The sequence below is a fragment of the Azospirillum sp. B506 genome (assembly GCF_000333595.1).
Classification (GTDB): domain Bacteria; phylum Pseudomonadota; class Alphaproteobacteria; order Azospirillales; family Azospirillaceae; genus Azospirillum.
Window position 1 is genome coordinate 1 of the sequence record NZ_BADK01000923.1, and the last position, 22,067, is coordinate 22,067.

21 protein-coding genes and 1 tRNA gene are annotated in these 22,067 nt (G+C 68.1%); 15 read left to right on the forward strand and 7 right to left on the reverse strand.

Features of this window, described 5'->3' with window-relative positions; translation table 11 throughout:
• A partial coding sequence (locus tag I71_RS37840) for a flavoprotein (RefSeq protein ID WP_280109924.1) occupies window positions 1–131 on the reverse strand: 131 nt, incomplete at its 3' end.
• 221 nt (window positions 132–352) lie between these two features.
• Here I71_RS37840 and I71_RS28540 point away from each other — a divergent pair.
• Both I71_RS28540 and I71_RS28545 read left to right on the forward strand, forming a co-directional pair.
• Window positions 353–1,774, forward strand: a complete 1,422-nt coding sequence (locus I71_RS28540) for a sigma-54 dependent transcriptional regulator (RefSeq protein WP_042702237.1) — start codon at window positions 353–355, stop codon at window positions 1,772–1,774.
• A gap of 350 nt (window positions 1,775–2,124) precedes the next feature.
• Window positions 2,125–2,334 (forward strand): cold-shock protein, encoded by a 210-nt coding sequence (locus I71_RS28545; RefSeq protein WP_014249082.1) that lies wholly within the window; start codon window positions 2,125–2,127, stop codon window positions 2,332–2,334.
• 28 nt (window positions 2,335–2,362) lie between these two features.
• Here the strand turns inward: I71_RS28545 and I71_RS40730 are convergent, their stop codons facing one another.
• Window positions 2,363–3,217, reverse strand: coding sequence for a response regulator (locus I71_RS40730; RefSeq protein ID WP_042702240.1), 855 nt, complete (start codon window positions 3,215–3,217; stop codon window positions 2,363–2,365).
• A 235-nt stretch (window positions 3,218–3,452) separates the two neighbouring features.
• On the opposite strand from I71_RS40730, the gene trpB reads away from it, so the two are divergent.
• The 5 genes from trpB (at window position 3,453) to I71_RS28575 (ending at window position 9,123) form a co-directional block, all read left to right on the forward strand.
• The gene (gene trpB, locus I71_RS28555) at window positions 3,453–4,670 is read left to right on the forward strand and encodes a tryptophan synthase subunit beta (protein ID WP_042702243.1); all 1,218 of its coding nucleotides are present in this window, start codon (window positions 3,453–3,455) and stop codon (window positions 4,668–4,670) included.
• On the forward strand, window positions 4,667–5,512 hold the full coding sequence (trpA, locus tag I71_RS28560; protein WP_042702246.1) for a tryptophan synthase subunit alpha: 846 nt from the start codon (window positions 4,667–4,669) through the stop codon (window positions 5,510–5,512). The genes trpB and trpA overlap by 4 nt, the downstream gene beginning before the upstream one ends.
• Window positions 5,513–5,667: 155 nt before the next feature.
• Window positions 5,668–6,705 carry an acetyl-CoA carboxylase, carboxyltransferase subunit beta gene (gene accD, locus I71_RS28565; RefSeq protein WP_042702250.1) on the forward strand — a complete coding sequence of 346 codons (1,038 nt, stop codon included), beginning with the start codon at window positions 5,668–5,670 and terminating at the stop codon, window positions 6,703–6,705.
• 37 nt (window positions 6,706–6,742) lie between these two features.
• The gene (locus tag I71_RS28570) at window positions 6,743–8,101 is read left to right on the forward strand and encodes a folylpolyglutamate synthase/dihydrofolate synthase family protein (RefSeq protein ID WP_042702253.1); all 1,359 of its coding nucleotides are present in this window, start codon (window positions 6,743–6,745) and stop codon (window positions 8,099–8,101) included.
• Window positions 8,102–8,196: 95 nt separating this feature from the next.
• Window positions 8,197–9,123 (forward strand): restriction endonuclease, encoded by a 927-nt coding sequence (locus I71_RS28575; protein ID WP_042702256.1) that lies wholly within the window; start codon window positions 8,197–8,199, stop codon window positions 9,121–9,123.
• Window positions 9,124–9,276: 153 nt separating this feature from the next.
• Here I71_RS28575 and I71_RS28580 read toward each other — a convergent pair.
• A tRNA-Ala gene (locus I71_RS28580) sits at window positions 9,277–9,352 on the reverse strand.
• 287 nt (window positions 9,353–9,639) lie between these two features.
• Here I71_RS28580 and I71_RS28585 point away from each other — a divergent pair.
• The 5 genes from I71_RS28585 to modD are packed head-to-tail and all read left to right on the forward strand — an operon-like array spanning window position 9,640 to window position 13,016.
• Window positions 9,640–9,924: a YggT family protein gene (locus tag I71_RS28585; RefSeq protein WP_042702259.1), complete on the forward strand. Its 285-nt coding sequence runs from the start codon at window positions 9,640–9,642 to the stop codon at window positions 9,922–9,924.
• Between the two features lie 2 nt (window positions 9,925–9,926).
• A complete protein-coding gene (locus I71_RS28590; protein WP_042702261.1) occupies window positions 9,927–10,268 on the forward strand; it encodes a DUF167 family protein in 342 nt (113 codons plus the stop codon).
• 1 nt (window position 10,269) lies between these two features.
• Window positions 10,270–11,175, forward strand: coding sequence for a bifunctional methylenetetrahydrofolate dehydrogenase/methenyltetrahydrofolate cyclohydrolase FolD (folD, locus tag I71_RS28595; protein ID WP_042702264.1), 906 nt, complete (start codon window positions 10,270–10,272; stop codon window positions 11,173–11,175).
• Window positions 11,172–12,167: a magnesium transporter CorA family protein gene (locus I71_RS28600; protein ID WP_042702267.1), complete on the forward strand. Its 996-nt coding sequence runs from the start codon at window positions 11,172–11,174 to the stop codon at window positions 12,165–12,167. Before folD ends, I71_RS28600 begins: the two co-directional genes overlap by 4 nt.
• A gap of 18 nt (window positions 12,168–12,185) precedes the next feature.
• A complete protein-coding gene (gene modD, locus I71_RS28605; protein WP_042702270.1) occupies window positions 12,186–13,016 on the forward strand; it encodes a ModD protein in 831 nt (276 codons plus the stop codon).
• Window positions 13,017–13,334: 318 nt separating this feature from the next.
• Here modD and I71_RS28610 read toward each other — a convergent pair whose 3' ends face one another.
• On the reverse strand, window positions 13,335–16,031 hold the full coding sequence (locus I71_RS28610; protein WP_042702273.1) for a bifunctional acetate--CoA ligase family protein/GNAT family N-acetyltransferase: 2,697 nt from the start codon (window positions 16,029–16,031) through the stop codon (window positions 13,335–13,337).
• 207 nt (window positions 16,032–16,238) lie between these two features.
• A complete protein-coding gene (locus I71_RS28615; RefSeq protein WP_083897445.1) occupies window positions 16,239–16,709 on the reverse strand; it encodes a DoxX family protein in 471 nt (156 codons plus the stop codon).
• Between the two features lie 199 nt (window positions 16,710–16,908).
• Between I71_RS28615 and I71_RS28620 the strand changes: the two genes are divergently transcribed.
• A complete protein-coding gene (locus I71_RS28620; RefSeq protein ID WP_042702276.1) occupies window positions 16,909–17,859 on the forward strand; it encodes an L-lactate dehydrogenase in 951 nt (316 codons plus the stop codon).
• A gap of 2 nt (window positions 17,860–17,861) precedes the next feature.
• Here the strand turns inward: I71_RS28620 and I71_RS28625 are convergent, their stop codons facing one another.
• Window positions 17,862–18,770, reverse strand: a complete 909-nt coding sequence (locus I71_RS28625) for a LysR family transcriptional regulator (protein ID WP_042702279.1) — start codon at window positions 18,768–18,770, stop codon at window positions 17,862–17,864.
• 86 nt (window positions 18,771–18,856) lie between these two features.
• Here I71_RS28625 and I71_RS28630 point away from each other — a divergent pair, with 86 nt between their 5' ends.
• The gene (locus I71_RS28630; protein ID WP_244434111.1) at window positions 18,857–19,924 is read left to right on the forward strand and encodes an NAD(P)H-binding protein; all 1,068 of its coding nucleotides are present in this window, start codon (window positions 18,857–18,859) and stop codon (window positions 19,922–19,924) included.
• 25 nt (window positions 19,925–19,949) lie between these two features.
• On the opposite strand, the gene ppa is transcribed toward I71_RS28630, so the two are convergent.
• Window positions 19,950–20,507, reverse strand: coding sequence for an inorganic diphosphatase (ppa, locus tag I71_RS28635; protein WP_042702282.1), 558 nt, complete (start codon window positions 20,505–20,507; stop codon window positions 19,950–19,952).
• Window positions 20,508–20,671: 164 nt separating this feature from the next.
• Here ppa and I71_RS28640 point away from each other — a divergent pair.
• A partial coding sequence (locus I71_RS28640) for an extracellular solute-binding protein (RefSeq protein ID WP_042702291.1) occupies window positions 20,672–22,067 on the forward strand: 1,396 nt, incomplete at its 3' end.

The window sequence follows — 22,067 nt, forward strand, 5'->3', positions numbered from 1 at the left end:
GTCATCACCGCGCGCACCGTCGCACCGCGTTCGCGCAGGCGGCGGATCAGATCCAGGCTCTTGTAGGCGGCAATGCCGCCGGCGATGACCAGCAGAATGCGCTTGCCGGCAAGAATGGCGTGATCGGCCATGGCGACCCCCTCTTCCTGGCGCTCTCTTCCGGCGCCCCGATGTCCGCTGCTGATAGTTCATCGCGCCGCCTCCGGCAAGCGGCGCCGCCGCGACAGATCCGAACCTGAGGAGAATTCGATATGGTCGGCCTCCCGCACATGCGCGTGGGGGTGGGATTTTCAGAATTATCTGTTAGACAATAGGAGCTGTCCCGTCCCTATCCTCGCGTGTCGCACACAGCATGCCGCCCGGCTCCATCCCCGTCCTGCTGATCGAAGACACGCCCTCGCTGGCCCGTGTCTATGCGGAATACCTGAAAAAGGAATCCCACGCCGTCATCTCGGTGGAGACCGGGGCCGACGCCCTGGCGCAGTTGAACGGCGGCGCCCCGATGGTGGTGCTGCTCGACCTGCAGCTGCCGGACATGAACGGGATGGAGGTGCTGAAGCGCATCGACTCCCAGGCGCTGCCCTGCGCCGTCATCGTCATCACCGCCCACGGCTCGGTGAAGGCGGCGGTGGAGGCGATGCGCTACGGCGCCTACGACTTCCTGGTGAAGCCCTTCTCCGCCGACCGGCTGGTGGTGACGGTCCGCAACGCCATGGAGCGGCTGCGGCTGGCCCAGCTGGTCGACACCTTCGAGAAGGACCTGAACCGCGCCCGCTACCATGGCTTCATCGGCTCGTCGCTGACGATGCAGGCGGTCTACCGCATCGTCGACAGCGCCGCCTCCTCGCGCGCCACCGTCTTCATCACCGGCGAATCCGGCACCGGCAAGGAGGTCTGCGCCGAGGCGATCCACCGCCAGAGCCAACGGGCGTCGAAGCCCTTCATCGCCATCAACTGCGGCGCCATCCCGAAGGATCTCATGGAAAGCGAGATCTTCGGCCACATGAAGGGCAGCTTCACCGGGGCGGTGTCCGACCGCGAAGGCGCGGCGGCCCGCGCCGACGGCGGCACCCTGTTCCTCGACGAGATCTGCGAACTGGCGCCCGACCTGCAGACCAAGCTGCTGCGCTTCATCCAGACCGGCACCTTCACGCCCGTGGGCGGGTCGAAGCTGGAGAAGGTCGACCTGCGCATCGTCTGCGCCACCAACCGCGACCCCCTGCGCGAGGTGGAGGAAGGGCGGTTCCGCGAGGATCTCTATTACCGCCTGCACGTCATCCCCATCCATCTGCCGCCGCTGCGCGAGCGCGAGGACGATGTGCTGGAGATCGCCCGCCATTATCTGGCGGAGTTCGCCCGCGAGGAGAAGAAGGGCTTCACCCGCTTCTCGCCCGAGGCCGAACAGGTCCTGCGCCACTATCATTGGCCGGGCAATGTCCGCCAGCTGCAGAATGTCGTGCGCATCGTCGCCGTCCTGCAGGACGGCGACACCGTGACGACGGAGATGCTGCCGCCGCCGCTCGGCACGCAGCCGCCGCTGCAGGTTCCGGCCGCCTCCGCCGCCATGCCGGCCGGTGCCCCGCCGGCCCCGCGCCCGCAGGCACCGCCCTCCCCGGACTCCATCAAGCCGCTGTGGGAGGTGGAGAAGGACGCCATCGAGGATGCCATCGCCGCCTGCGACGGCAACATCCCGCGCGCTGCCGCCCTGCTGCAGATCAGCGCCTCGACGATCTACCGCAAGCGCCTGGCCTGGCAGGCCGAAGGAAAGCTGTAGCCCTATCGCCGATCCGATGTGTGTTTCGGGTCGATTCCAATCCTGCGCGATCCGGCCTAACCCTTTCTTTCGGCAAGAAAATCCTACATTCGGGCGGAATTGTCCAAGAAACGGGCTAATACCCTTCGACAAAGCACCGCCGCCTTGGTCGTAATTCCACTTCGGACTTGGCCGTCGTTGGTCCTATGCCGTGAGATGGAATTGCCCGCAACCACAGCATGCGGCTAGCCTCCCCGCACAATGTCTTGGTTCCGCTTGCCCGGCAGACCTCATGGCGCGGCCGATGCCGGCGATTCCGGACCTATCCATTTGGCTAAAGACCAGTCTTGCAGTGACTAAGGGGGAGGCTCATGACCAACGGTACAGTAAAATGGTTCAACACCACCAAGGGGTACGGCTTCATCGCGCCGGAAGCCGGTTCGAAGGACGTGTTCGTTCACATCACCGCGGTCCAGCGCTCGGGCCTGCATGCCCTGTCGGAAGGCCAGCGCGTCCAGTTCGAGGTTGCCCGCGGCACCAATGGCAAGGATTCGGCGGTGAACATCAGCGTCGTCGAGTGACGGGGCTGCCCTGATCCGACGCTGCCCCTCAGACCGGATAGCCGGCGGCGCGGTAGGCCGCGATGGCATCCCCGGCCAGCCGGGGAATCTCGCTGCGCAGCCTCTCCACCGCGTCCGCCGCTCCGTCCCCTTCCGTTTCCGGGCCGCCGCTCCCCGCAAGGGATGCCCGGCAGGCCATTTCCAGGGCACGGGCGGCGCCGCACAGGGCGCGGGCGCCAAAAGTCCCGGCGGTGCTCTTGAGCGTGTGCGCTTCGCGCGTCAGCACGGCGCGGTCGGTCTCCGCCGCGATGCGCGCCACCCGCTCCCGCGTCTCCTCAACGAATTGCCGCAGCACGTCGGCCAGCAGGTCCGCATCCAGATCCTGGGCCAGCTGGGCCAGCACCTCGCAATCCAGCACCTCGCCCGCCGCAGCCGGCGCCGCTCCGGTGCAGGGGCCGAATCCGGCCGAGGCTTCGGGCGATGCCGCCGCGCGCAGCCATTTCTCCACCGTCTCCAGCAGCACCGCCCGGTCCACCGGCTTGGCGACATGGTCGTTCATGCCGGCATCCCGGCAGCGCGCCCGGTCGGTGGCGTCCGTGTCGGCGGTCATGGCGATCACCGGCACCCGGCCGGCCGGACCGGGCAGGTCGCGCAGCAGGCGGGTGGCGGTCAGCCCGTCCATCTCCGGCATCGACAGGTCCATCAGGACCAGGTCATAGCCGCCGTTCTGCGCCGCCATCACCGCCTCCAGGCCATTGCCGGCGGTGTCGGCACGGTGGCCGGCCTGGGCCAGGATGGCGGTGACCAGCATCTGGTTCAGCGGACTGTCCTCCACCACCAGAATCCGCCGGGGACGCGGCGGGAGATCCGTGGGGAGAAGCGACGGCGGTGTCCGCTCGGTCATCGCAACCATGCTCCGCAGTGAGGAAGGCGCCAGTGTAAGGGCGCGGCCTTGCCGCTGCAAAGCCCCGCTCCATGTATGCGGTAGCCCATCGGCTGGCGGGAATCACGGATTTCCGCGGTCCGGCGCTTCAAATCGGCGCGTCCCGCCGGTATGGTGTCGCGCTTGGCCGGTGTCCGGACCCGGTGCCACCATTTCGATCCCAGCTTCCCTTCGACTTCAGGCAGTGCCGCAGACGATGACCAAACTGAACACCTACCGCTCCGGTCCCGACGAGCGCGGGCATTTCGGAATCTTTGGCGGCCGCTTCGTCGCCGAAACGCTGATGCCCCTGATCCTGGAGGTCGAGAAGGCCTATCGCGAGGCGCGCGCCGATCCCGCCTTCGAAGGGGAGATGCGCCAGCAGCTGAAGCAGTATGTCGGCCGGCCCAACCCGCTCTATTACGCGGAACGCCTGACCGAACAGCTGGGCGGCGCCAAGATCTACTTCAAGCGCGAGGAGCTGAACCACACCGGCGCGCACAAGATCAACAACTGCATTGGCCAGATCCTGCTGGCCCGGCGCATGGGCAAGACCCGCATCATCGCCGAGACGGGCGCCGGCCAGCATGGCGTGGCGACCGCGACCGTGTGCGCGCTCTACGACATGCCCTGCGTCATCTACATGGGCGAGACCGACATCGCCCGCCAGCAGCCCAACGTCTTCCGCATGAAGCTGCTGGGGGCGGAGGTCCGCGCCGTGACCTCGGGCAGCGGCACGCTGAAGGACGCGATGAACGAGGCGCTGCGCGACTGGGTCACCAACGTCGCCGACACCTTCTACATCATCGGCACCGCCGCCGGGCCGCACCCCTATCCCGCCATGGTCCGCGACTTCCAGTCGGTGATCGGCGACGAGGTGCGCAGCCAGATGCAGGAGCTGGAAGGCCGCTTGCCCGACAGCCTGGTCGCCTGCGTCGGCGGCGGGTCCAACGCCATCGGCCTGTTCCATCCCTTCCTCGACGATCCGTCGGTGCAGATGGTCGGCGTCGAGGCCGCCGGCCGCGGCATCGAGAAGGGGCCGCTCGACCATGCCGCCTCGATCAACGGCGGCCGTCCGGGCGTGCTGCACGGCAACCGCACCTATCTGCTGCAGGACGAGGACGGCCAGATCCTCGAAGGCCACTCGATCTCCGCCGGCCTCGACTATCCCGGCATCGGGCCGGAGCACAGCTGGCTGCACGATGTCGGCCGCGTCGAGTATGCCTATGCCACCGACCGGGAGGCGCTGGACGCCTTCCAGCTCTGCGCCCGCACCGAGGGCATCATCCCGGCGCTGGAATCCGCCCACGGCCTTGCCGAGGTGATCAAGCGCGCACCGAAACTGCCCAAGGACCACCTGATGGTGCTGTGCCTGTCGGGCCGCGGCGACAAGGACATCTTCTCCGTCGCCAAGCATCTGGGAGTGGAACTGTGAGTGCCGACATCTTGGCCGATGGCCGCATCGCCCGCCGTTTTGCCGCGCTGAAGGCGCAGCGCCGCGCCGGTCTGGTCACCTTCATCACCGCCGGCGACCCCGATCCCGCCGTGTCGCAGGCGGTGCTGAACGGCCTGCCGGCCGCCGGCGCCGACCTGATCGAGCTGGGCATGCCCTTCACCGACCCGATGGCCGACGGCCCGGCGATCCAGGCGTCCTCGCTGCGCGCGCTGAAGGCCGGCATGACGGTGCGCAGGACGCTGGAGATGGTCCGCGTCTTCCGCCGGCAGGACGCCGACACCCCGATCATCCTGATGGGCTATTTCAACCCGATCCATGCCTATGGGGTGGAGCCCTTCCTGGCCGCCGCGCGCGAGGCCGGGGTCGACGGGCTGATCGTCGTCGACCTGCCGCCGGAAGAGGACGAGGAGCTGTGCATCCCGGCGCTGAAGGCGGGCGTCAGCTTCGTCCGCCTGACGACGCCGACCACCGACGAGGCGCGCATGCCGATGGTGATGCGCAACACCTCGGGCTTCGTCTATTACGTGTCGATCGCCGGCATCACCGGCACCGCCAGCGCGTCCAACACCGCCATCGACGCGGCGGTCGCCCGGCTGAAGCGCCACACCGACCTGCCGGTCGCCGTCGGCTTCGGCATCAAGACGCCGGACCAGGCCGCCGAGGTCGCCCGCGTCGCCGACGCCGCCGTGGTCGGCTCCGCCATCGTCACCCGTCTGGCCGATGGGATCGACGGGTCGGGTACGGTCAGGCCGGGCACGGTCGAGGACGTTCTGGGCTTCGTCGGCGAACTGGCCAAGGGCGTGCGCGCGGCGCGGGGCTGAGGGACGGACGGTTTACAACGACGGCAAACCGCTTTACGACACCTGCAACACGATCGCTCATGGCGACGAACGGCTGAAGAGCCCGGTGCGGCACGGACCCGATGTCCGGCCGGCGCCGGGCTTCGGCATACCGCCATGTCGTTGAAAGGCGTTCCATGAACTGGCTTACCAACTACGTCCGTCCCAAGATCCGCGCGCTCTATGCCCGCAAGGAAGTGCCCGACAACCTCTGGCACAAGTGCCCGAGCTGCGAGTCGATGTTGTTCCACCGCGAGCTGGAAGAGAACCTGCACGTCTGCCAGCATTGCGGCTTCCACATGCGGCTCGACCCGGTCAAGCGGCTGGAGTCGATGTTCGACGACGGCGCCTATGAGGCTGTCGAGCTGCCGAAGTCGGTCGCCGATCCGCTGAAGTTCCGCGATCAGAAGCGCTACACCGACCGGCTGAAGGAAGCGCAGACCAAGACCGGCCGCACCGACGCCATCGTCGTCGGCGAGGGCCGCATCGGCGGGCATGCCGCCGTGGTCGCCGCCTTCGACTTCGGCTTCATGGGCGGGTCGATGGGCATCGCCGTCGGCGAAGGGCTACTGACCGCCGCCCGTCTGGCGGTGGCGAAGAACGCCCCGCTGATCGTCGTTCCGGCCTCGGGCGGTGCCCGCATGCAGGAAGGCATCCTGTCGCTGATGCAGATGCCGCGCACCACCATCGCGGTGGAGATGGTCAAGGAAGCCGGCCTGCCCTACATCGTCGTGCTGACCGACCCGACCACCGGCGGCGTCACCGCCAGCTTCGCCATGCTGGGCGACATCCACATCGCCGAAAAGGGCGCGCAGATCGGCTTCGCCGGTGCCCGCGTGATCGAAAGCACGATCCGCGAGACCCTGCCGGAAGGCTTCCAGCGTTCCGAATATCTGCTGGAACACGGCATGGTCGACATGGTCGTCCACCGCCGCGACCTGCGCCCGACGCTGGTCCGCACCATCGGCCTGCTGATGACGCCGCGCATCGACGCGGTGGTCGAGGATCTCGACCTGACCGCCGCTCAACCGGCCGACGGCGAGCCGCTCCAACTGCCCCAGCCGGGCACTCCCCCGGCAGGCACGCCCCAAGCGGGCGCACCGACGGCGACGCAGGCGACTGCGGCCCAGCCGGCTTCCTCCCAACAGACCGCGGTCCAGGCCGGCGACGACTGACCGACGGCACCCTGCGATTCCCTGACCAGAGACGATCATGACCGATGCCCCCCGTTTGCCGGCCACTCCTCCCGCCAGGCCGGCTGCGACCCGTTCCGACCCGGTGCTGGATCGGTTGAAGGGGCTTCACCCCAAGGTCATCGACCTGTCTCTGGACCGGATGCACCGCCTTCTGGCGGCGCTGGACCATCCGGAGCGCAAGCTGCCGCCGGTGATCCATGTCGCCGGGACCAACGGCAAGGGATCGACGGTCGCCTTCCTGCGCGCGATGCTGGAAGCGGCCGGCCACCGTGTCCATGTCTACACCTCGCCGCATCTCGTCCGCTTCCATGAGCGCATCCGGCTGGGCGGGCATCCAGGTGGGCGGCTGATCGACGACGAGCATCTGGCCGCCCTGCTGGAGGAGTGCGAGGTCGCCAACGCCGGCAACCCGATCACCTTCTTCGAGGTGACGACGTTCGCCGCCTTCCTCGCCTTCTCCCGCGTGCCGGCCGACGTGGTCCTGCTGGAAACCGGGCTGGGCGGCCGGCTGGACGCCACCAATGTGGTGGACAGGCCGGCGGTGACGGCGATCACCCGCATCTCCTACGACCACCGCCAGTTCCTGGGGGAGTCGCTGCTGGAGATCGCCAGCGAGAAGGCCGGCATCTTCAAGCCCGGCGTCCCCGTGGTTCTCGCCCCGCAGCCGGAGGCCGACGCGCTGAAGGCCTTGACCCTGCGCGCCAACGCCATCGCCGCCCCGATCCAGAGCTGGTCGGTGGAGGGGCTGCCGAACGGCTTCCGCTTCGAGAGCGCCAGGCGCAGGCTCGACCTGCCGATGCCCGGACTGGCCGGCGCCCACCAGATCACCAATGCCGGCGTCGCCATCGCCTGCCTCGACCATCTGCCGCTGGCGGTGGACGACGAGGCGGTGCGCCGCGGCCTTGCCACCGTCGAATGGCCGGCCCGCCTGCAACGGCTGACCCGCGGTCCGCTGGCCGAGAGCCTGCCGGCGGGGTGGGAACTGTGGCTGGACGGCGGCCACAACGATTCGGCGGGCGAGGTTCTGGCCCGTCAGGCGGTTGACTGGTCGCGCGGCCAATCGGACGGCAACCCGGCCCTGCCGCTGCTGCTGATCTACGGCATGCTGTCCAGCAAGGACCCGTTCGAGTTCCTCGGCCCCCTCGCCCCCTTCACCCATTCGCTGCGCGCGGTGGCGATCCCCGGCGAGGAAGCCAGCTTCACCGCGGAGGAATCCTGCGAGACGGCCAAGCTCTGCGGCATCCGCGACCACGCTGCCGCCGACGGCGTGGACGCCGCCCTGGCCGATCTGGTGGCCGGCCGGCCCGGTCCGGCGCGCGTGCTGATCTGCGGCTCGCTCTATCTCGCGGGGGCGGTGCTGGCGGAGAACGGGTGATTACGCCTACACCGGGGATTGCTTCAGACAGAGCGCACACGATCTGGTATGTTGACCTGATCGTTGTGCACTTTTGAGGCGATCCTAGGATTGTAATGGCTATTCCTGATTTTCAAACCCTGATGCTGCCTGTGTTGAAAACCGCCGCCGACGGCGGCGAGATCCGCGTCGGCGATGTGGTGGACCAGCTTGCGGACACGTTCACGCTAACTGAGGAGGAGCGGGCCCACCTTCTGCCTTCCGGGCGGCAGACGACCTTTGCCAACCGGGTCCACTGGGCGAAGAGCTATCTTAGCAAAGCCGGGCTCGTGGAATTGACGCGACGGGCTCATTTCCGCATCACACCGGTGGGGCGGGATGTGTTGAAGGCGCCGCCGGATCGGATCACCATTCGATTTCTTGAGCAGTTTCCGAGCTTCAAAGGCTTCCGGGATGGTGAGGCCGAGATGACTGACACTGCGGACGTTGCTGAGGTCGTGCTGCCGGTCACCGAGAGTCCGCTAACTCCCGATGAGGTTATGCGGCAGGCATATTTGCGCATCGAAGCATCCTTGGCAGAGGAAATCCTTCAGCGTGTTCGCACTGGAACGCCTGCATTCTTTGAAAAAACGGTCGTCCGCTTGCTGATCACCATGGGCTACGGCGGGTCTGTGACGGATCTCGACAAGGCTCTGGTCGGCAAGTCAGGCGATGATGGGGTCGATGGAATCATCGATCAGGACCCGCTAGGGCTGGATCGCATCTATGTCCAGGCAAAGAGGTACGCTAACGGCAACACAGTCGGAGCCGGGGCGATTCGAGACTTCTTCGGCAGCCTGAACCTGTTCAAGGCAAACAAGGGACTGTTCGTCACCACTTCCGCCTTTACCGCGTCAGCTCGGGAAACGGCAGACCGGCTCGGCACCCGCATGGTGCTGATCGATGGCATCCAACTCGCCAAACTGATGATCCGCCATGGCGTTGGGTGCAGGATCGAGGAAACCATGCATATTAAGAGGGTTGATGAGGATTTCTTCGACTAGCAATGCCAGCGGAACCGCCGGCGGGCTATCAGGTCCGTCGGCAACGTCTGCTGGCTGCGAAGGCCCAAAATGAAAAAGCGGGCCAGATGCCGTTCCCGGCAACGCCCGCTGACCGTCTTCTGAGTTGTCCCACCCTTCCTTGGAAGGGGGAAATGGTGGAGCCGAGGAGGATCGAACTCCCGACCTACGCATTGCGAACGCGTCGCTCTCCCAGCTGAGCTACGGCCCCACACTCACACCGTTGCGTCTTCGTCGCCCCGGCGTGGCGCGGATATTGTCCATCACGGGGGGTGCTGTCAAGCGCTTGATTCAGAAAAAATGAAGTGTGCGTGCAATGGCTAGGATGGGGTGGGGGCATAGGACGGCCCATCCGCCGCAGGCCGCCCGGCAGATCGGCAGGCCGCCGTACTGGACAGGTCTCCGTGCTTATGCTTAGGGTGCCCGGAAAAGGCTGGCGCCCGTTGCGCAGTGCGCTGCGCGCGGCCGTCGCAAAAACCGCACTGGAGCTGGCCCGGCATGATCGCATTGTATCTGCTCATCAACACCGTCCTCGACCTGTTCTTCTGGGTCCTGATCCTGTCGGCGATTCTCAGCTGGCTGGTCGCCTTCAACGTTGTGAACACGCGCAACCGCGCGGTCTATCTGATCGGCGATTTCCTGTACCGCATCACCGAGCCGGTGCTGCGCCCGATCCGCCGCGTCCTGCCCAACATGGGTGGGCTGGACCTGTCGCCGATCGTCGTGCTGCTGGCGATCTCCTTCATCCAGAACCTGATGGCGCAATACTGGCCGCGCTTCTGACCGTGGCGTCCACCTCCCCCCTTGAGGCGGTGGCCGACGGCCTGCGCGTCGCGCTGCGGGTGACGCCCAAGGCGTCGCGCAACGCGGTCACCGGCATTGCGGACACCGCAGAGGGACGGCGGGTGTTGAAACTGGCGGTCACGGCGGTGCCGGAAAACGGCAAAGCCAACGAAGCCGTCATAAAACTGTTGTCGAAGGCATGGAAACTGCCCAAGACCAGCCTGACGGTGGTGGCCGGCGCCACCGACCGGAACAAGATTTTGCATGTGGCGGGCGACCCGGCGTCTTTGCTGGCGCGGTTGTCGCCCCTGATCGACGATGTGGGCAGCGAGGGTGGAGAATAGCATGGCGGACGCGAAGATCATCGACGGCAAGGCCTTTGCGGCCGGCCTGCGTGCGCGGGTGGCGGACGGTGTGGCGGCGCTGAAGGCCAGCCATGGCGTCACCCCCGGTCTGGCCGTCGTGCTGGTGGGCGAGGATCCGGCCAGCCAGGTCTATGTCCGCTCCAAGGAGCGGGCGCTGGTCGAGCTGGGCATGAACAGCTTCGACCATCATGAGCCGGCCGACATGGCCGAAGCCGACCTGCTGGCCCTGATCGACCGGCTGAACGCCGATCCGGCCGTGCATGGCATCCTGGTCCAGCTGCCGCTGCCCAGGCACATCGACAGCCAGAAGGTTCTGGCCCGCATCGTCCCGGAAAAGGACGCCGACGGCTTCCACGTCGTCAATGCCGGCCTGCTCGCCACCGGCCAGCCGGGCGCCATCGTGCCCTGCACCCCGCTGGGCAGCCTGCTGCTGATCCGCGACACGCTGGGCCGCGACCTGAAGGGCAAGCGCGCCCTGGTGCTCGGCCGCTCCAACATCGTCGGCAAGCCGATGGCCCAGCTCCTGCTGCAGGCCGACTGCACGGTCACCATGGCCCATTCCCGCACGGCGGATCTGCCGGAGGAATGCCGCCGTGCCGACATCCTGGTGGCGGCGGTCGGCCGGCCGGAGATGGTGCGCGGCGACTGGATCAAGCCGGGCGCCACGGTGATCGACGTCGGCATCAACCGTGTCGCCGCGGCCGAACCCGGCAAGACCCGTCTGGTCGGCGACGTCGCCTTCGACGAGGCGGTGAAGGTTGCCGGCGCCATCACGCCGGTGCCCGGCGGCGTCGGTCCGATGACCATCGCCTGCCTGATGCTGAACACGCTGGCCGCCGCCTGCCGCGCTGCCGGCGCGCCGGTGCCGGAAGAGGCTGCCCTTTGATCACCGTCCATGCCCGTGCCGAAGACGGGCGGGTGGTGCGCCAGCCGCTGGAACTCGGCGAGGAGTTGCCGGGCGGCGCGGTCTGGATCGACCTTCTGCGTCCGACCGAAGCGGAGCGCGCCCATGTCGGCGCGCTGACCGGCTGCGACCTGCCGACGCGCGAGGAGATGAAGGAGATCGAGGCCTCCAGCCAGCTCTATGTCGAGGGGGAGGGGATCTACATGACCTCTCCCATCATCTCGCGCGCCACCTCGCCCCATCCGGAACAGGGCGAGCTGACCTTCGTCCTGACCCCGCGCCACCTGATCACGCTGCGCTACACCGAACCGCTGCCGGTCATCACCTTCGCCGCCCGCTGCGTCCGCCAGCCGGAACTGCTGGCGACCGGGGACAGCGCGCTGTTCGGCCTGCTGGATGCGGTGATCGACCGGGTCGCCGACGTGCTGGAGCTGGTCGGCGGCCGCATCGACGAGCTGTCGGCCCGCGTCTTCGACGATTCGCTGGATGGCGGCGGCTTCGGCAAGGCGGCCAAGAAGCCGGACGAGCTGCAGGACGTGCTGCGCGGCATCGGCCGGGCCGGCGACCTGACCCACAAGGTGCGCGACAGCCTCGCCGGCCTCGACCGGCTGGTGGTGTTCATGACCTCGGTCAGCGGCGGGCGGCTGAACAAGGACCAGAAGACCGCGCTGAAGACGATGACGCGCGACTTGCGGTCCCTGACCGAACATGCCGGCTTCCTGGCGCACGAGGCGAATTTCCTGCTCGACGCCACGCTGGGCCTGATCAACATCGAACAGAACGCCATCATCAAGATCTTCTCGGTCGTCTCGGTGGCGCTGATGCCGCCGACGCTGATCGCGTCGGCCTATGGCATGAATTTCAAGCATATGCCGGAACTCGACTGGGAGTTCGGCTATCCCATGGCCATCCTGCTGATGGTGCTGTCGGCGGTGGTCCCCCTCTGGTACTTCCGCCGGCGCGGCTGGCTCTAAGGGAAGGAATTTCCGCCGATGACGACCATCCTGCCCGACGCCGCCCTCGACGCGCTTCTGGCGCAGGATGTTCCCTACGGCGACCTGACCACGAACTCGCTCGGCATCGCCGTCCGTCCGGCGCGGATGAGCTTCGCCGCCCGCGGCGCCATGGTGCTGGCCGGGACGGAGGAGGCGGCGCGGCTGGTGGAGAAGGCCGGCGGCCGCATCCTGCGCGTCGAGCCCAGCGGCACCGCCGTCGATGCCGGCGCGGTCTTCCTGGAGGCGGACGGCCCGGCCGGATCACTGCACCGGGCCTGGAAGGTGGCGCAGACGCTGGTCGAATACGCCTCGGGCATCGCCACCCGCGCCCGCCGCATCGTCGAGGCCGCGCCCGGTGTCACCGTCGCCTGCACCCGCAAGAACTTTCCAGGATCCAAGGATCTCAGCGTCAAGGCGGTGCAGGCGGGCGGGGCGGCGATGCACCGGCTGGGCCTGTCGGAAACGCTGTTGGTCTTCGCCGAACACCGCGCCTTCCTGAGCGACTCTCCGGAGACCTGGATCGCGGAGTTGCGCCGCAAGGCCCCGGAAAAGAAGATCGTGGTCGAGGTCGGATCGGTGGAGGAGGCGGTGGCCTTCGCCCGTGCCGGCGCCGACGTGATCCAGCTGGAAAAGCTGCCGCCCGACGCCGCCCGCGCGGTGATCGAGGCGACAAGGCACCTGACGCCGCCGCCGGTGGTGGCCCCGGCCGGCGGCGTAACCGAGGCGAACGCCGCCGCCTATGCCGCGGCCGGCTGCCGCCTGCTGATCACCTCGGCCCCCTTCTTCGGCCAGCCGGCCGACGTGAAGGTGGTGCTGGGGCCGGCGTAACGGCGACAACCGCGACGGCAGGCCGCAGTCGTTCAAAATTCTGATTTTGCGAGCAAAAGCGCTTCCGCAATACCTATGCGTGCGCCACAGTGTCGGCACGGACGGGATGGCGGACTGGCCGCCATCCCCGCCGCTTACGAGGAGTGAAGAGGATGATGCAAATCCTCAAGCTCCTGATCCTCGTGCTGGAGATCGTCAAGCGGCTGCTTGACCTCTTCCGGTAAGGATCGGGCCGGCGGGCAGGGGGATGAAGGCCCCTGCCCGCCAAGCCTGATATTGCCTCATCCAGACCTGTAGTCAACCGCCGGTATAAGAGTCTTACACCGCCAGTCCGCCGCCCAACTCGATGCGGACCTCGACCACGCCGGGCTCGTCCAGGTTCTCCTTGCGGACGAAACCCAGGGCGCGGCACATGTTCAGCATGTTGGTGTTCTCGCGCAGAACCTCGCCATAGACCTCCTTGATGCCGCGCGAACGGGCATAGTCGAGGATCTTGTTCATCAGGATATAGCCCAGCCCCTGGCCCTTCATGTCGGACCGCACCATCACCGCATATTCGGCGCGGCGGTTGTCGGGGTCGGCGGTGATGCGCACCACGCCATACATGATGGTGTCGCCGGTCTGCGGGTCGGGGCCGACGGCGATCAGCCCCATCTCGCGGTCATAGTCGATCTGGGTCAGCCGGGCCGCCGCCTGATGCGACAGCCGCTTCAGCGGGGCGAAGAAGCGCAGGCGCAGGTCTTCCGCCGTCTGGTTCTCCACCAGATGATGAACCAGCGGCTCGTCCTCCGGCAGGATCGGGCGGACGAGGAACTGGCGGCCATCCTTGATGGTGATGCGGTCTTCCAGCGACTTGGGATAGGGGCGGATCGCCAGCCGTGCCGCCCCGGCCAGTGCCGGCACCCCGACCTTGATGCGGGCGTCCAGCGCCATCACCCCGTCGGCATCGGCCAGCAGCGGGTTGATGTCCAGTTCCGCGATCTCGGGGAAGTCGACCACCAGCTGGCTGACCTTGTTCAGCGTCAGCGCCACCGCGTCCAGATCGACCGCCGCGCGGGAGCGGAAGCCCTGGAGCTGACGGTGGATGCGGGTGCGGCTCATCTGCTCGGCCGCCAGCTTCATGTTCAGCGGCGGCAGGGCCAGCGCGTAATCCTCCACCACCTCGACACCGATGCCGCCCTCGCCGAACAGCAGGACCGGGCCGAACATCTCGTTCTCGGTCATGCCGACGATCAGCTCATAGGCGTCGGGGCGGACGGCCATCTCCTGCACGGTGAAGCCTTCGATCCGCGCCTCGGGCGCCAGCTCGGCGACGCGGGCCAGCATCGCCTCGGCTTCCGCCTTCACGTCCTCCGGGCTGGTCAGGCCCAGCGCGACGCCGCCGACGTCGGATTTGTGGGTGATGTCGTGCGACAGGATCTTCAGCGCGATCGGGCCGCCGATGACGCGGGCGGCGGCGGCGGCCTCCTCCGGCGTCTGGGCGACGCGGGTGTCGACCACCGGGATGCCGTAGGCGGCCAGCACGCGCTTGGCCTCATACTCGCTCAGCCACTCGCGCTTCTCGGCCATGGCGCGGGAGATCACCTTCTTGACGGCGATCTCGTCGGGCTGGAAATCCTCCGCCACCGACGGCGGGGTTTCCATCAGCAGTTCCTGGCTGCGGCGGTAGCGCACCAGATGCATGAAGGCGCGCACCGCGTCGGACGGGCCGTTGTAGGTCGGGATGCGGCTGTCGGCGAACAGCTTGCGCGCCTCAACCGCCGACTGGTCGCCGATCCAGCTGGTCAGCACCGGATGGCGGCGCGCCTTGTTGGCCTGCACCGTTTCCGCCACCGCCCGGGCGATGGCCTCGCTGTCGGTCAGGGCGGACGGGCAGTGCAGGACCAGCACCGCATCGTTGGCGTTGTCCTGCATCAGCGCGTTCAGCGCCTCGGCATAGCGCTTCGGCGTGGCGTCGGCGCCGATGCGCAGCGGGTTGCGGAAGGGCGCCCCGCCCGGTTGCGTGCCCAGCGACCCTGCCAGCGCCTCCTGCGTCTCCGGCGCCAGGGCGGCGAGCCGGCCGCCGGCCTGGATCAGCTTGTCGGTGGCCATCACCCCCATGCCGCCGCCGTTGGTCAGGATCGCCAGCCGGTCTCCGGTGATCGGCACCCCGGTGCCCAGCGTGCCGGCGGCGTCGAACAGCTCGGCCAGATCGTTCACCCGCAGCACGCCGGCGCGGCGGAACACCGCATCGTAAACGGCGTCCGACACTGCCAGCGCCCCGGTGTGGCTCGCCGCGGCCTCCTGCGCCTCGTCCGACCGGCCGGCCTTGATGACGATCACCGGCTTCTGGCGCGAGGCGGTGCGGGCGGCCGACATGAATTTGCGGGCGTGGGTGATGCTCTCGATATAGAGCAGGATGGCGCGCACGGTGACGTCGGAGGCCAGATAGTCCAGCAGATCGCCGAAATCGACGTCGCCGCGGTCGCCCAGCGACACCAGATGCGAGAAGCCGATCCCGCGCGACGTCGCCCAATCGGCGACGGAGGTCAGCACCATCGAGCTTTGCGCCACCAGCGCGACGTCGCCCTTGCGCGGCGCCACCGGCGCGAAGCTGGCGTTCATGCCGCGGCCGGGCACCATGGCGCCCAGGCTGTTCGGCCCCAGCACCCGCATCAGATAGGGCTTGGCGGTGTCCAGCATCGCCTGGGTCTGGTCGGCAGTCATGCCCTTGGTCATGACGATGGCGGCCTTGGTCCCGCGCTTGCCCAGCGCGTCGATGGTCGCCGCCACCGTGTCGGGCGCGGTGCAGATGACGCCCAGGTCCGGCGTGATCGGCAGGCTGTCCACCGTCTTGTAGGTCAGCACCCCTTCCACCGCGCGTTCCGTCGGGTTGACCGGCATCACCGGCCCGTCGAAGCCGGCCTGGAACAGGTTGCGGGCCACCACCGCGCCCACCGTGCCGGGCTTGCGGCTGGCACCGATCAGGGCGATCGAGGCGGGCTTGAACAGCTTGTCGAGGTTGCGAACGGTCATGACCGGATCCGGTGCTGGGAAGAGGCGCCGGCTCCAGTGTGCCACGGGCTACCGACGGTTTTGATGACGAACAGCGCAAGCCCGGACTTTCATCCCCGCCATTTGCTGCGGCGCAACATTAAGGGCTGGTATGACCATTGGGCAAGAGGCGTTTCGTCGCGCTGGACCCGGCGGGACCGCGGAACCTGTCGCTGCGCCTCGCTGTCCCTACCGCCAGGTCCGGCGCCAGGCGTCGGCCGACACCGCCAGGGACAGCAGTCCCCACAGCACCAGATACTCCACCCCGCCCTTGGCCCAGTACCAGTTGACGCCCTTGGTGGCGAACATGGCGTAGGCGGCCACGACCATGCAGCCGGCCGACAGCAGGGCCGTCCAGCGGGTGAAGAGGCCGCTGACCAGCGTCACCAGGGCCACGGCTTCGCAGATGATGGCGAGGCCGAGGAACAGCGGCGCCGGCTCCAGCCCGGCCTTGGCGAAGAAACCCAGCGAGGCGTCGATGCCGCTCAGTTTCTGGTAGACATGCGGGGCATAGAACAGGCCCAGCAGGATGCGCACCATGTTCATCGGCAGTGCCGGCGAGAAGCGGTCGGGCAGAACCGCCGGGCCGATCAGTGTGGTAAGGAGCGATGCACCATCCGTGGCGCGGGAACCGGTATTGTTTGCCATTCCAGTGGACATGATCGGTCAATCCTTAAAATTCTAGAGAATTCTGCCTGTTTGGCTGGAAAACCACTGGTTGGAAAACCACTGATTGAGAACACTGGCTGACAGGCGAGAGCGAGGCGAGTTCGGGACACTCCCGGCCATTATTTGAGTTCTTTTATTTCCATCATTGATCCAGCACAATTCGCCGCGAAACGGGTTCGGGGAGGACTGCATGAAGGTCGGAATCGTTGGGGCGGGGTTTGTCGGCAGCACCGCCGCCTTCGCCATGGTCACCACCGGGGCGGCGAGCGAGGTCGTCCTGGTCGACATGAACGAGGCACTGGCCCAGGCCCAGGCCCAGGACATCGCCCATGCCGTGCCCTTCACCCATGCGGTCACCGTCCGCGCCGGCTCCTATGCCGCGCTGGAGGGGGCGGGGGTGGTCGTGCTGTCGGCCGGCGTCGCCCAGAAGCCCGGTGAAACCCGGCTGGACCTGCTGGAACGCAATGCCAAAGTGTTCGGCGCCATCATCCCGGAGGTGCTGAAGGCCGCCCCCGACGCCGTCCTGCTGGTCGCCAGCAACCCGGTGGACGTGATGACACAGATCGCCACCCGCATCAGCGGATTGCCGCGCAACCGGGTCATCGGCTCCGGCACCGTGCTCGACACCGCGCGATTCCGCGCCCTGCTGGCGGAACAGCTGGCGGTGACGCCGCGCTCCGTCCATGCCCATGTCGTCGGCGAGCATGGCGACTCGGAGGTGCTGCTGTGGTCGAGCGCCACCGTCGCCGGCCTGCCGGTGGAGCAGGCGGCCGCCCAGCTCCGCCGCAGCCTGACGGCGGAAGACCGCGCCGCCATCGACGAGGGGGTGCGCCGTGCCGCCTACCGCATCATCAACGGCAAGGGCCACACCGCTTTCGGCATCGGCGGCGGGCTGGCCCGGCTGGTGGCGGCCATCGGTGCCGACGAACGGCTGGTGGCGACCTGCGCCATGCTGACCGATGAGGTCTGCGGCGTGCCGCAGCTGGTGCTGTCGCTGCCGCGCGTCATCGGTGCCGGCGGCGCGGTGGATACCGTTCTGCCCAACCTGTCGGCGGCGGAGGAAACGGCGCTCCGCCGCAGCGCCGAAATCCTGAAGGAAGCCGCCGATGGCATAGAACGTCGGATGGGCTGGACCAGTTGACGCTACGTCACAGGATCCGCTGACACATGGTCCCTCAGCCCCGCCGCCAGCCCGTCGAAGACGGCGCGGCAGCGGGGGGTGGAGCGCAGATCCTCGTGCATGACGACCCACATGCCCATCGGCATGTCGAAGGCGTCGGCCAGCACCCGCCGGAGGTCGGGGTTCCGCCGCGCCAGCGGGACCTGGCAGATGCCGATGCCGAACCCCGCCTCGATGGCCGACAGCTGGGCCAGATGGCTGTCGGAGCGCAGGGCGAAGCGGGGCAGGGCGATGGCCGGTGCCCGCCGCAGCATGGCGCGGATGTCGGGCGTCTCGCGGTCGAAGCCGATCAGGCTGTGGCGGGCGAGGTCGTCCGGACAGTGCGGCACGCCCTGGCGGTCGAGGTAATCGCGGTGGGCATACATGCCGAGCGCGATGGTGCCGATCCGCCGCACCAGCAACGCCTGCTGGTCCGGTTCCACCATGCGCACGGCGACATCGGCATCACGTCGCAGCAGGTTGTCGACATTGTTTGACAGCGCCAGCTCGACCTCCAGCGCCGGATGACGTTGCCGCAGCCCGGCCAGGATCGCCGGCAGGATGCGGGCGCCGACCACCTCGCTGGCGGTGATCCGCACGGTGCCGCGCACCTCCTCCCCCCAGCCTGACGCCGTGCGCCACAGGCTGGCCGCCACCGTCTCCAACGCCTCCGCCTGCGGTTTCAGGGAGAGCGCGGCGTCGGTGGGGTCGAGCCCGCGCGGCGAGCGGATGAACAGGGAGCCGCCGACCGCCTCCTCCAATGCGGCGAAGTGGCGGGCCAGCGTCGGTTGCGTCAACCCGAGGCTGGGTGCCGCCCCCGACAGCGATCCTTCACGGATCACGGCCAGAAAACTGCGGTAGAGATCCCAGCTGGGCGGTGGCGGTGGGTTCATCGATTTCAGTATAGCCACTCGCCGCAGTTCGACAATTCCGTTCATCCGGGTCGCGGCCCATCCTTCCCTCATCATGGATCGCGGGAATGATGGAGGCAAAGATGGGGGTTGCGATGGCGGGGCGGGCGACCGGCGCAGGCAGGGCGGCTCTTGTCCTGGGGGCGACCGGCGGGGTCGGCGGCGAGCTGGCGCGGGCGCTGGCGGCACGCGGCTGGACGGTGCGCGGCCTGCGTCGCCAGCCGGCGGAGACTCCGCGTTCGGACGGCATCGACTGGATTGTCGGTGACGCGATGAACGCCGCCGATGTGAGGATGGCGGCCGAAGGGGCGGCGCTGATCGTCCATGCGGTGAACCCGCCCGGCTACCGCGATTGGGACCGGTTGGTTCTCCCCATGCTCGACAACAGCATCGCCGCCGCCCGTGCCAACCATGCCCGCATCCTGCTGCCCGGCACCGTCTACAATTTCGGCCCCGACGCCTTCCCGCTGATCCCGGAAACGGCGGCGCAGAACCCGACGACCCGCAAGGGCGCCATCCGGGTGGAGATGGAACGCCGCCTGCATCGCGCGGTCGATCAGGGGGCGACGCTGCTGATCCTGCGCTGCGGCGACTTCTTCGGTCCGCGTCCCGGTGGCAGCTGGTTCAGCCAGGGGCTGTTGACGCCCGGCAAGCCGCCGACCCGGATCAACCAGCCGGGGCGGGCGGGAGTTGGCCATCAATGGGCCTATCTGCCCGATGTGGCCGAAACGGCGATGCGCCTGCTCGACCGCGAGGCGGAACTGGGCGAAGACGCGATGTTCCACATGGAGGGCCATTGGGATGCCGATGGCGGCGGGATGGTCGCGGCCATCGCCCGCGCGCTCGGCGATCCGGGGCTGCCGGTGCGGCGGATGCCGTGGTGGGCGGTTCGGCTGGGCGGTCTGGCGGTGCCGCTGCTCCGCGAGATCGGCGAGATGCGTTATCTGTGGCAACGGCCGGTGCGGCTGGACAACCGCCGCCTGCTGGCTTTTCTGGGCGAGGAGCCGCACACCCCGCTGGATCTGGCGGTGCGCCGGACCCTTGAAGGGCTGGGCTATCTCCCCGCGCAGCCGGCGGACATGCCGGAGGCGGGGAGATGCATGCCCGACCGTGTGGCCCCAAGCAGACAGGGTTGAGGCCGCAAGGGTCAGATCACGGACTTCAGACCACCGGACCCGGGCTGCCCTTGTTGGCTTCCAGGGCGCGGGCGAGGCCTTCCTCGATCTTCTTGGCGGCCTCTTCGGCGTTGCCCCAGCCGCGGACCTTCACCCACTTGTTCTTTTCGAGATCCTTGTAGTGCTCGAAGAAGTGGGCGATCTGCTCGGTCACGATGGCCGGCAGGTCGGTGTAGTTCTTCACGTCGGTGTAGAACGGGTGCAGCTTGTCGACCGGAACGGCCAGCAGCTTCTCGTCCTCGCCGGCCTCGTCCTCCATGTACAGGACGCCGATGGGACGCGAGCGCAGGACCGCCCCCGGGACGACGCCGTGCTGGCCGACGACGCAGACGTCGACCGGATCGCCGTCACCCGACAGGGTGTGCGGGATGAAGCCGTAGTTGCAGGGATAGAACATCGCGGTGTGCAGGAAACGGTCGACGAACACGGCGCCCGAGTCCTTGTCGACCTCATACTTCACCGGCTGGCCGCCGATCGGGATCTCGATGACGACGTTCACGTCCCAGGGCACATTCTTGCCCGCGGCGAGCTTGCTCAGATCCATGTATCGCGTTCCTTCGACTGGCGTATTCAGGGCACATTCTTGTTTTGGCGCCGATGCCCGGTCCGGCGCCACGCGGGGCCGGAGTTTAGGCGGAACGCACCCTGAGTCCAAGGAACTTGCGCGGCCTCTTGCGCAGGTGCGGCAAAGCGGCAACCCTGCCGGTCATGACCCGTCCGATCCGTCTCCTCCTCACCCTTCTGGCGATGCTGGCGCCGCTTCCGGCCGGGGCCGACTTGCCGCGTCACGGCATCGCCATGCATGGCGATCTGGCATTGCCGCCGGACTTCACCGCCTTGCCCTACGTCAACCCGGCCGCACCGAAGGGCGGGACGATCCGGCAGGCGGTGACCGGCAGCTTCGACAGCCTGCATCCGCACATCGTCAAGGGCGTGCCGGCGCTGGGGCTGGGCTACGTCTTCGAAACGCTGCTGACGCGGTCGTGGGACGAGCCCTTCTCGCTCTACGGCCTGCTGGCCGACCGGGTGGAGGTGGCGGACGACCGCTCCGCCGTCACCTTCCACATCAACCCGAAGGCACGCTGGCATGACGGCACGCCGCTGACCGCCGCCGACGTGCTGTTCTCGCTGGAGGTGCAGCGACGGGACGGCACCCCCAACCGCCGGCTGTTCTACGCCAAGGTCACGGCGGCCGAGGCGCCCGATCCGCAGACCGTCCGCTTCGCCTTTTCCCCCAACCCTGGCGAAAATGGCCACGACGGCAGCATCGACCGCGAGATGCCGCTGCTGATGGGGCTGATGCCGATCCATTCCAGGGCCTTCTGGTCCGGCCGCGACTTCAGCCGCACGACGCTGGAGCCGATCCTGGGCAGCGGTCCCTACCGCGTCGCCTCGGTCGATCCCGGCCGCCGCATCGTCTACGAGCGGGTGCGCGACTATTGGGGCCGCGACCTGCCGGTCCGGATCGGCCAGTACAACGCCGACCGGCTGGAGTTCGACTATTACCGCGACGATTCCGTGGCGCTGGAAGCCTTCAAGGCCGGGCAGGGCGACGTTCGTTACGAGAGCGATCCGGCCAAATGGGCGACCGGTTACGACGGCCCCGCGCTCAGCGACGGCCGCATTGTGCGGGAGGAGCTGCCGAACCATCGCCCGGAACCGGCGCGCGGCCTGATCTTCAACACCCGCCGGCCGATCTTCGCCGATGTCCGGGTGCGCCGGGCGCTGGGGATGGCGCCGGACTTCGACTGGATCGGCCGCAGCCTGTTCCACGGCCTGCTGACCCGCACCGCCAGCTACTATCCCAACTCCGAGCTTGCCGCCCGCGGGTTGCCGGAGGGAGAGGAGTTGACGGCTCTGGAGCCGTTCCGCGACCGCCTGCCGCCGGATCTCTTCACCAGGCCCGTCGCTCTGCCGGATGGCGGCAACGGTCCGGCCGGCCTGCGCGCCAACCGGCGCGAGGCGATGCGGCTGCTGGGTCAGGCCGGCTGGCGGGTGCGCGACGGCCGGCTGACCGATGGTTCGGGAAACCGTTTCGCTTTCGAAATCCTGCTGTCCGACCCGTCNGAGGAGCGGGTGGCGCTGGANTTCGCCCGCTCGTTGG

Excerpts from the sequence above, each read along its gene's own strand:
- I71_RS28540 (WP_042702237.1), top strand. The coding sequence starts at position 353 with ATGCCGCCCGGCTCCATCCCCGTCCTGCTGATCGAAGACACGCCCTCG.
- I71_RS28545 (WP_014249082.1), top strand. The coding sequence starts at position 2,125 with ATGACCAACGGTACAGTAAAATGGTTCAACACCACCAAGGGGTACGGC.
- I71_RS40730 (WP_042702240.1), bottom strand. The coding sequence starts at position 3,217 with ATGACCGAGCGGACACCGCCGTCGCTTCTCCCCACGGATCTCCCGCCG.
- trpB (WP_042702243.1), top strand. The coding sequence starts at position 3,453 with ATGACCAAACTGAACACCTACCGCTCCGGTCCCGACGAGCGCGGGCAT.
- accD (WP_042702250.1), top strand. The coding sequence starts at position 5,668 with ATGAACTGGCTTACCAACTACGTCCGTCCCAAGATCCGCGCGCTCTAT.
- I71_RS28570 (WP_042702253.1), top strand. The coding sequence starts at position 6,743 with ATGACCGATGCCCCCCGTTTGCCGGCCACTCCTCCCGCCAGGCCGGCT.
- I71_RS28575 (WP_042702256.1), top strand. The coding sequence starts at position 8,197 with ATGGCTATTCCTGATTTTCAAACCCTGATGCTGCCTGTGTTGAAAACC.
- I71_RS28585 (WP_042702259.1), top strand. The coding sequence starts at position 9,640 with ATGATCGCATTGTATCTGCTCATCAACACCGTCCTCGACCTGTTCTTC.
- folD (WP_042702264.1), top strand. The coding sequence starts at position 10,270 with ATGGCGGACGCGAAGATCATCGACGGCAAGGCCTTTGCGGCCGGCCTG.
- modD (WP_042702270.1), top strand. The coding sequence starts at position 12,186 with ATGACGACCATCCTGCCCGACGCCGCCCTCGACGCGCTTCTGGCGCAG.
- I71_RS28610 (WP_042702273.1), bottom strand. The coding sequence starts at position 16,031 with ATGACCGTTCGCAACCTCGACAAGCTGTTCAAGCCCGCCTCGATCGCC.
- I71_RS28615 (WP_083897445.1), bottom strand. The coding sequence starts at position 16,709 with ATGTCCACTGGAATGGCAAACAATACCGGTTCCCGCGCCACGGATGGT.
- I71_RS28620 (WP_042702276.1), top strand. The coding sequence starts at position 16,909 with ATGAAGGTCGGAATCGTTGGGGCGGGGTTTGTCGGCAGCACCGCCGCC.
- I71_RS28625 (WP_042702279.1), bottom strand. The coding sequence starts at position 18,770 with ATGAACCCACCGCCACCGCCCAGCTGGGATCTCTACCGCAGTTTTCTG.
- I71_RS28630 (WP_244434111.1), top strand. The coding sequence starts at position 18,857 with ATGATGGAGGCAAAGATGGGGGTTGCGATGGCGGGGCGGGCGACCGGC.
- ppa (WP_042702282.1), bottom strand. The coding sequence starts at position 20,507 with ATGGATCTGAGCAAGCTCGCCGCGGGCAAGAATGTGCCCTGGGACGTG.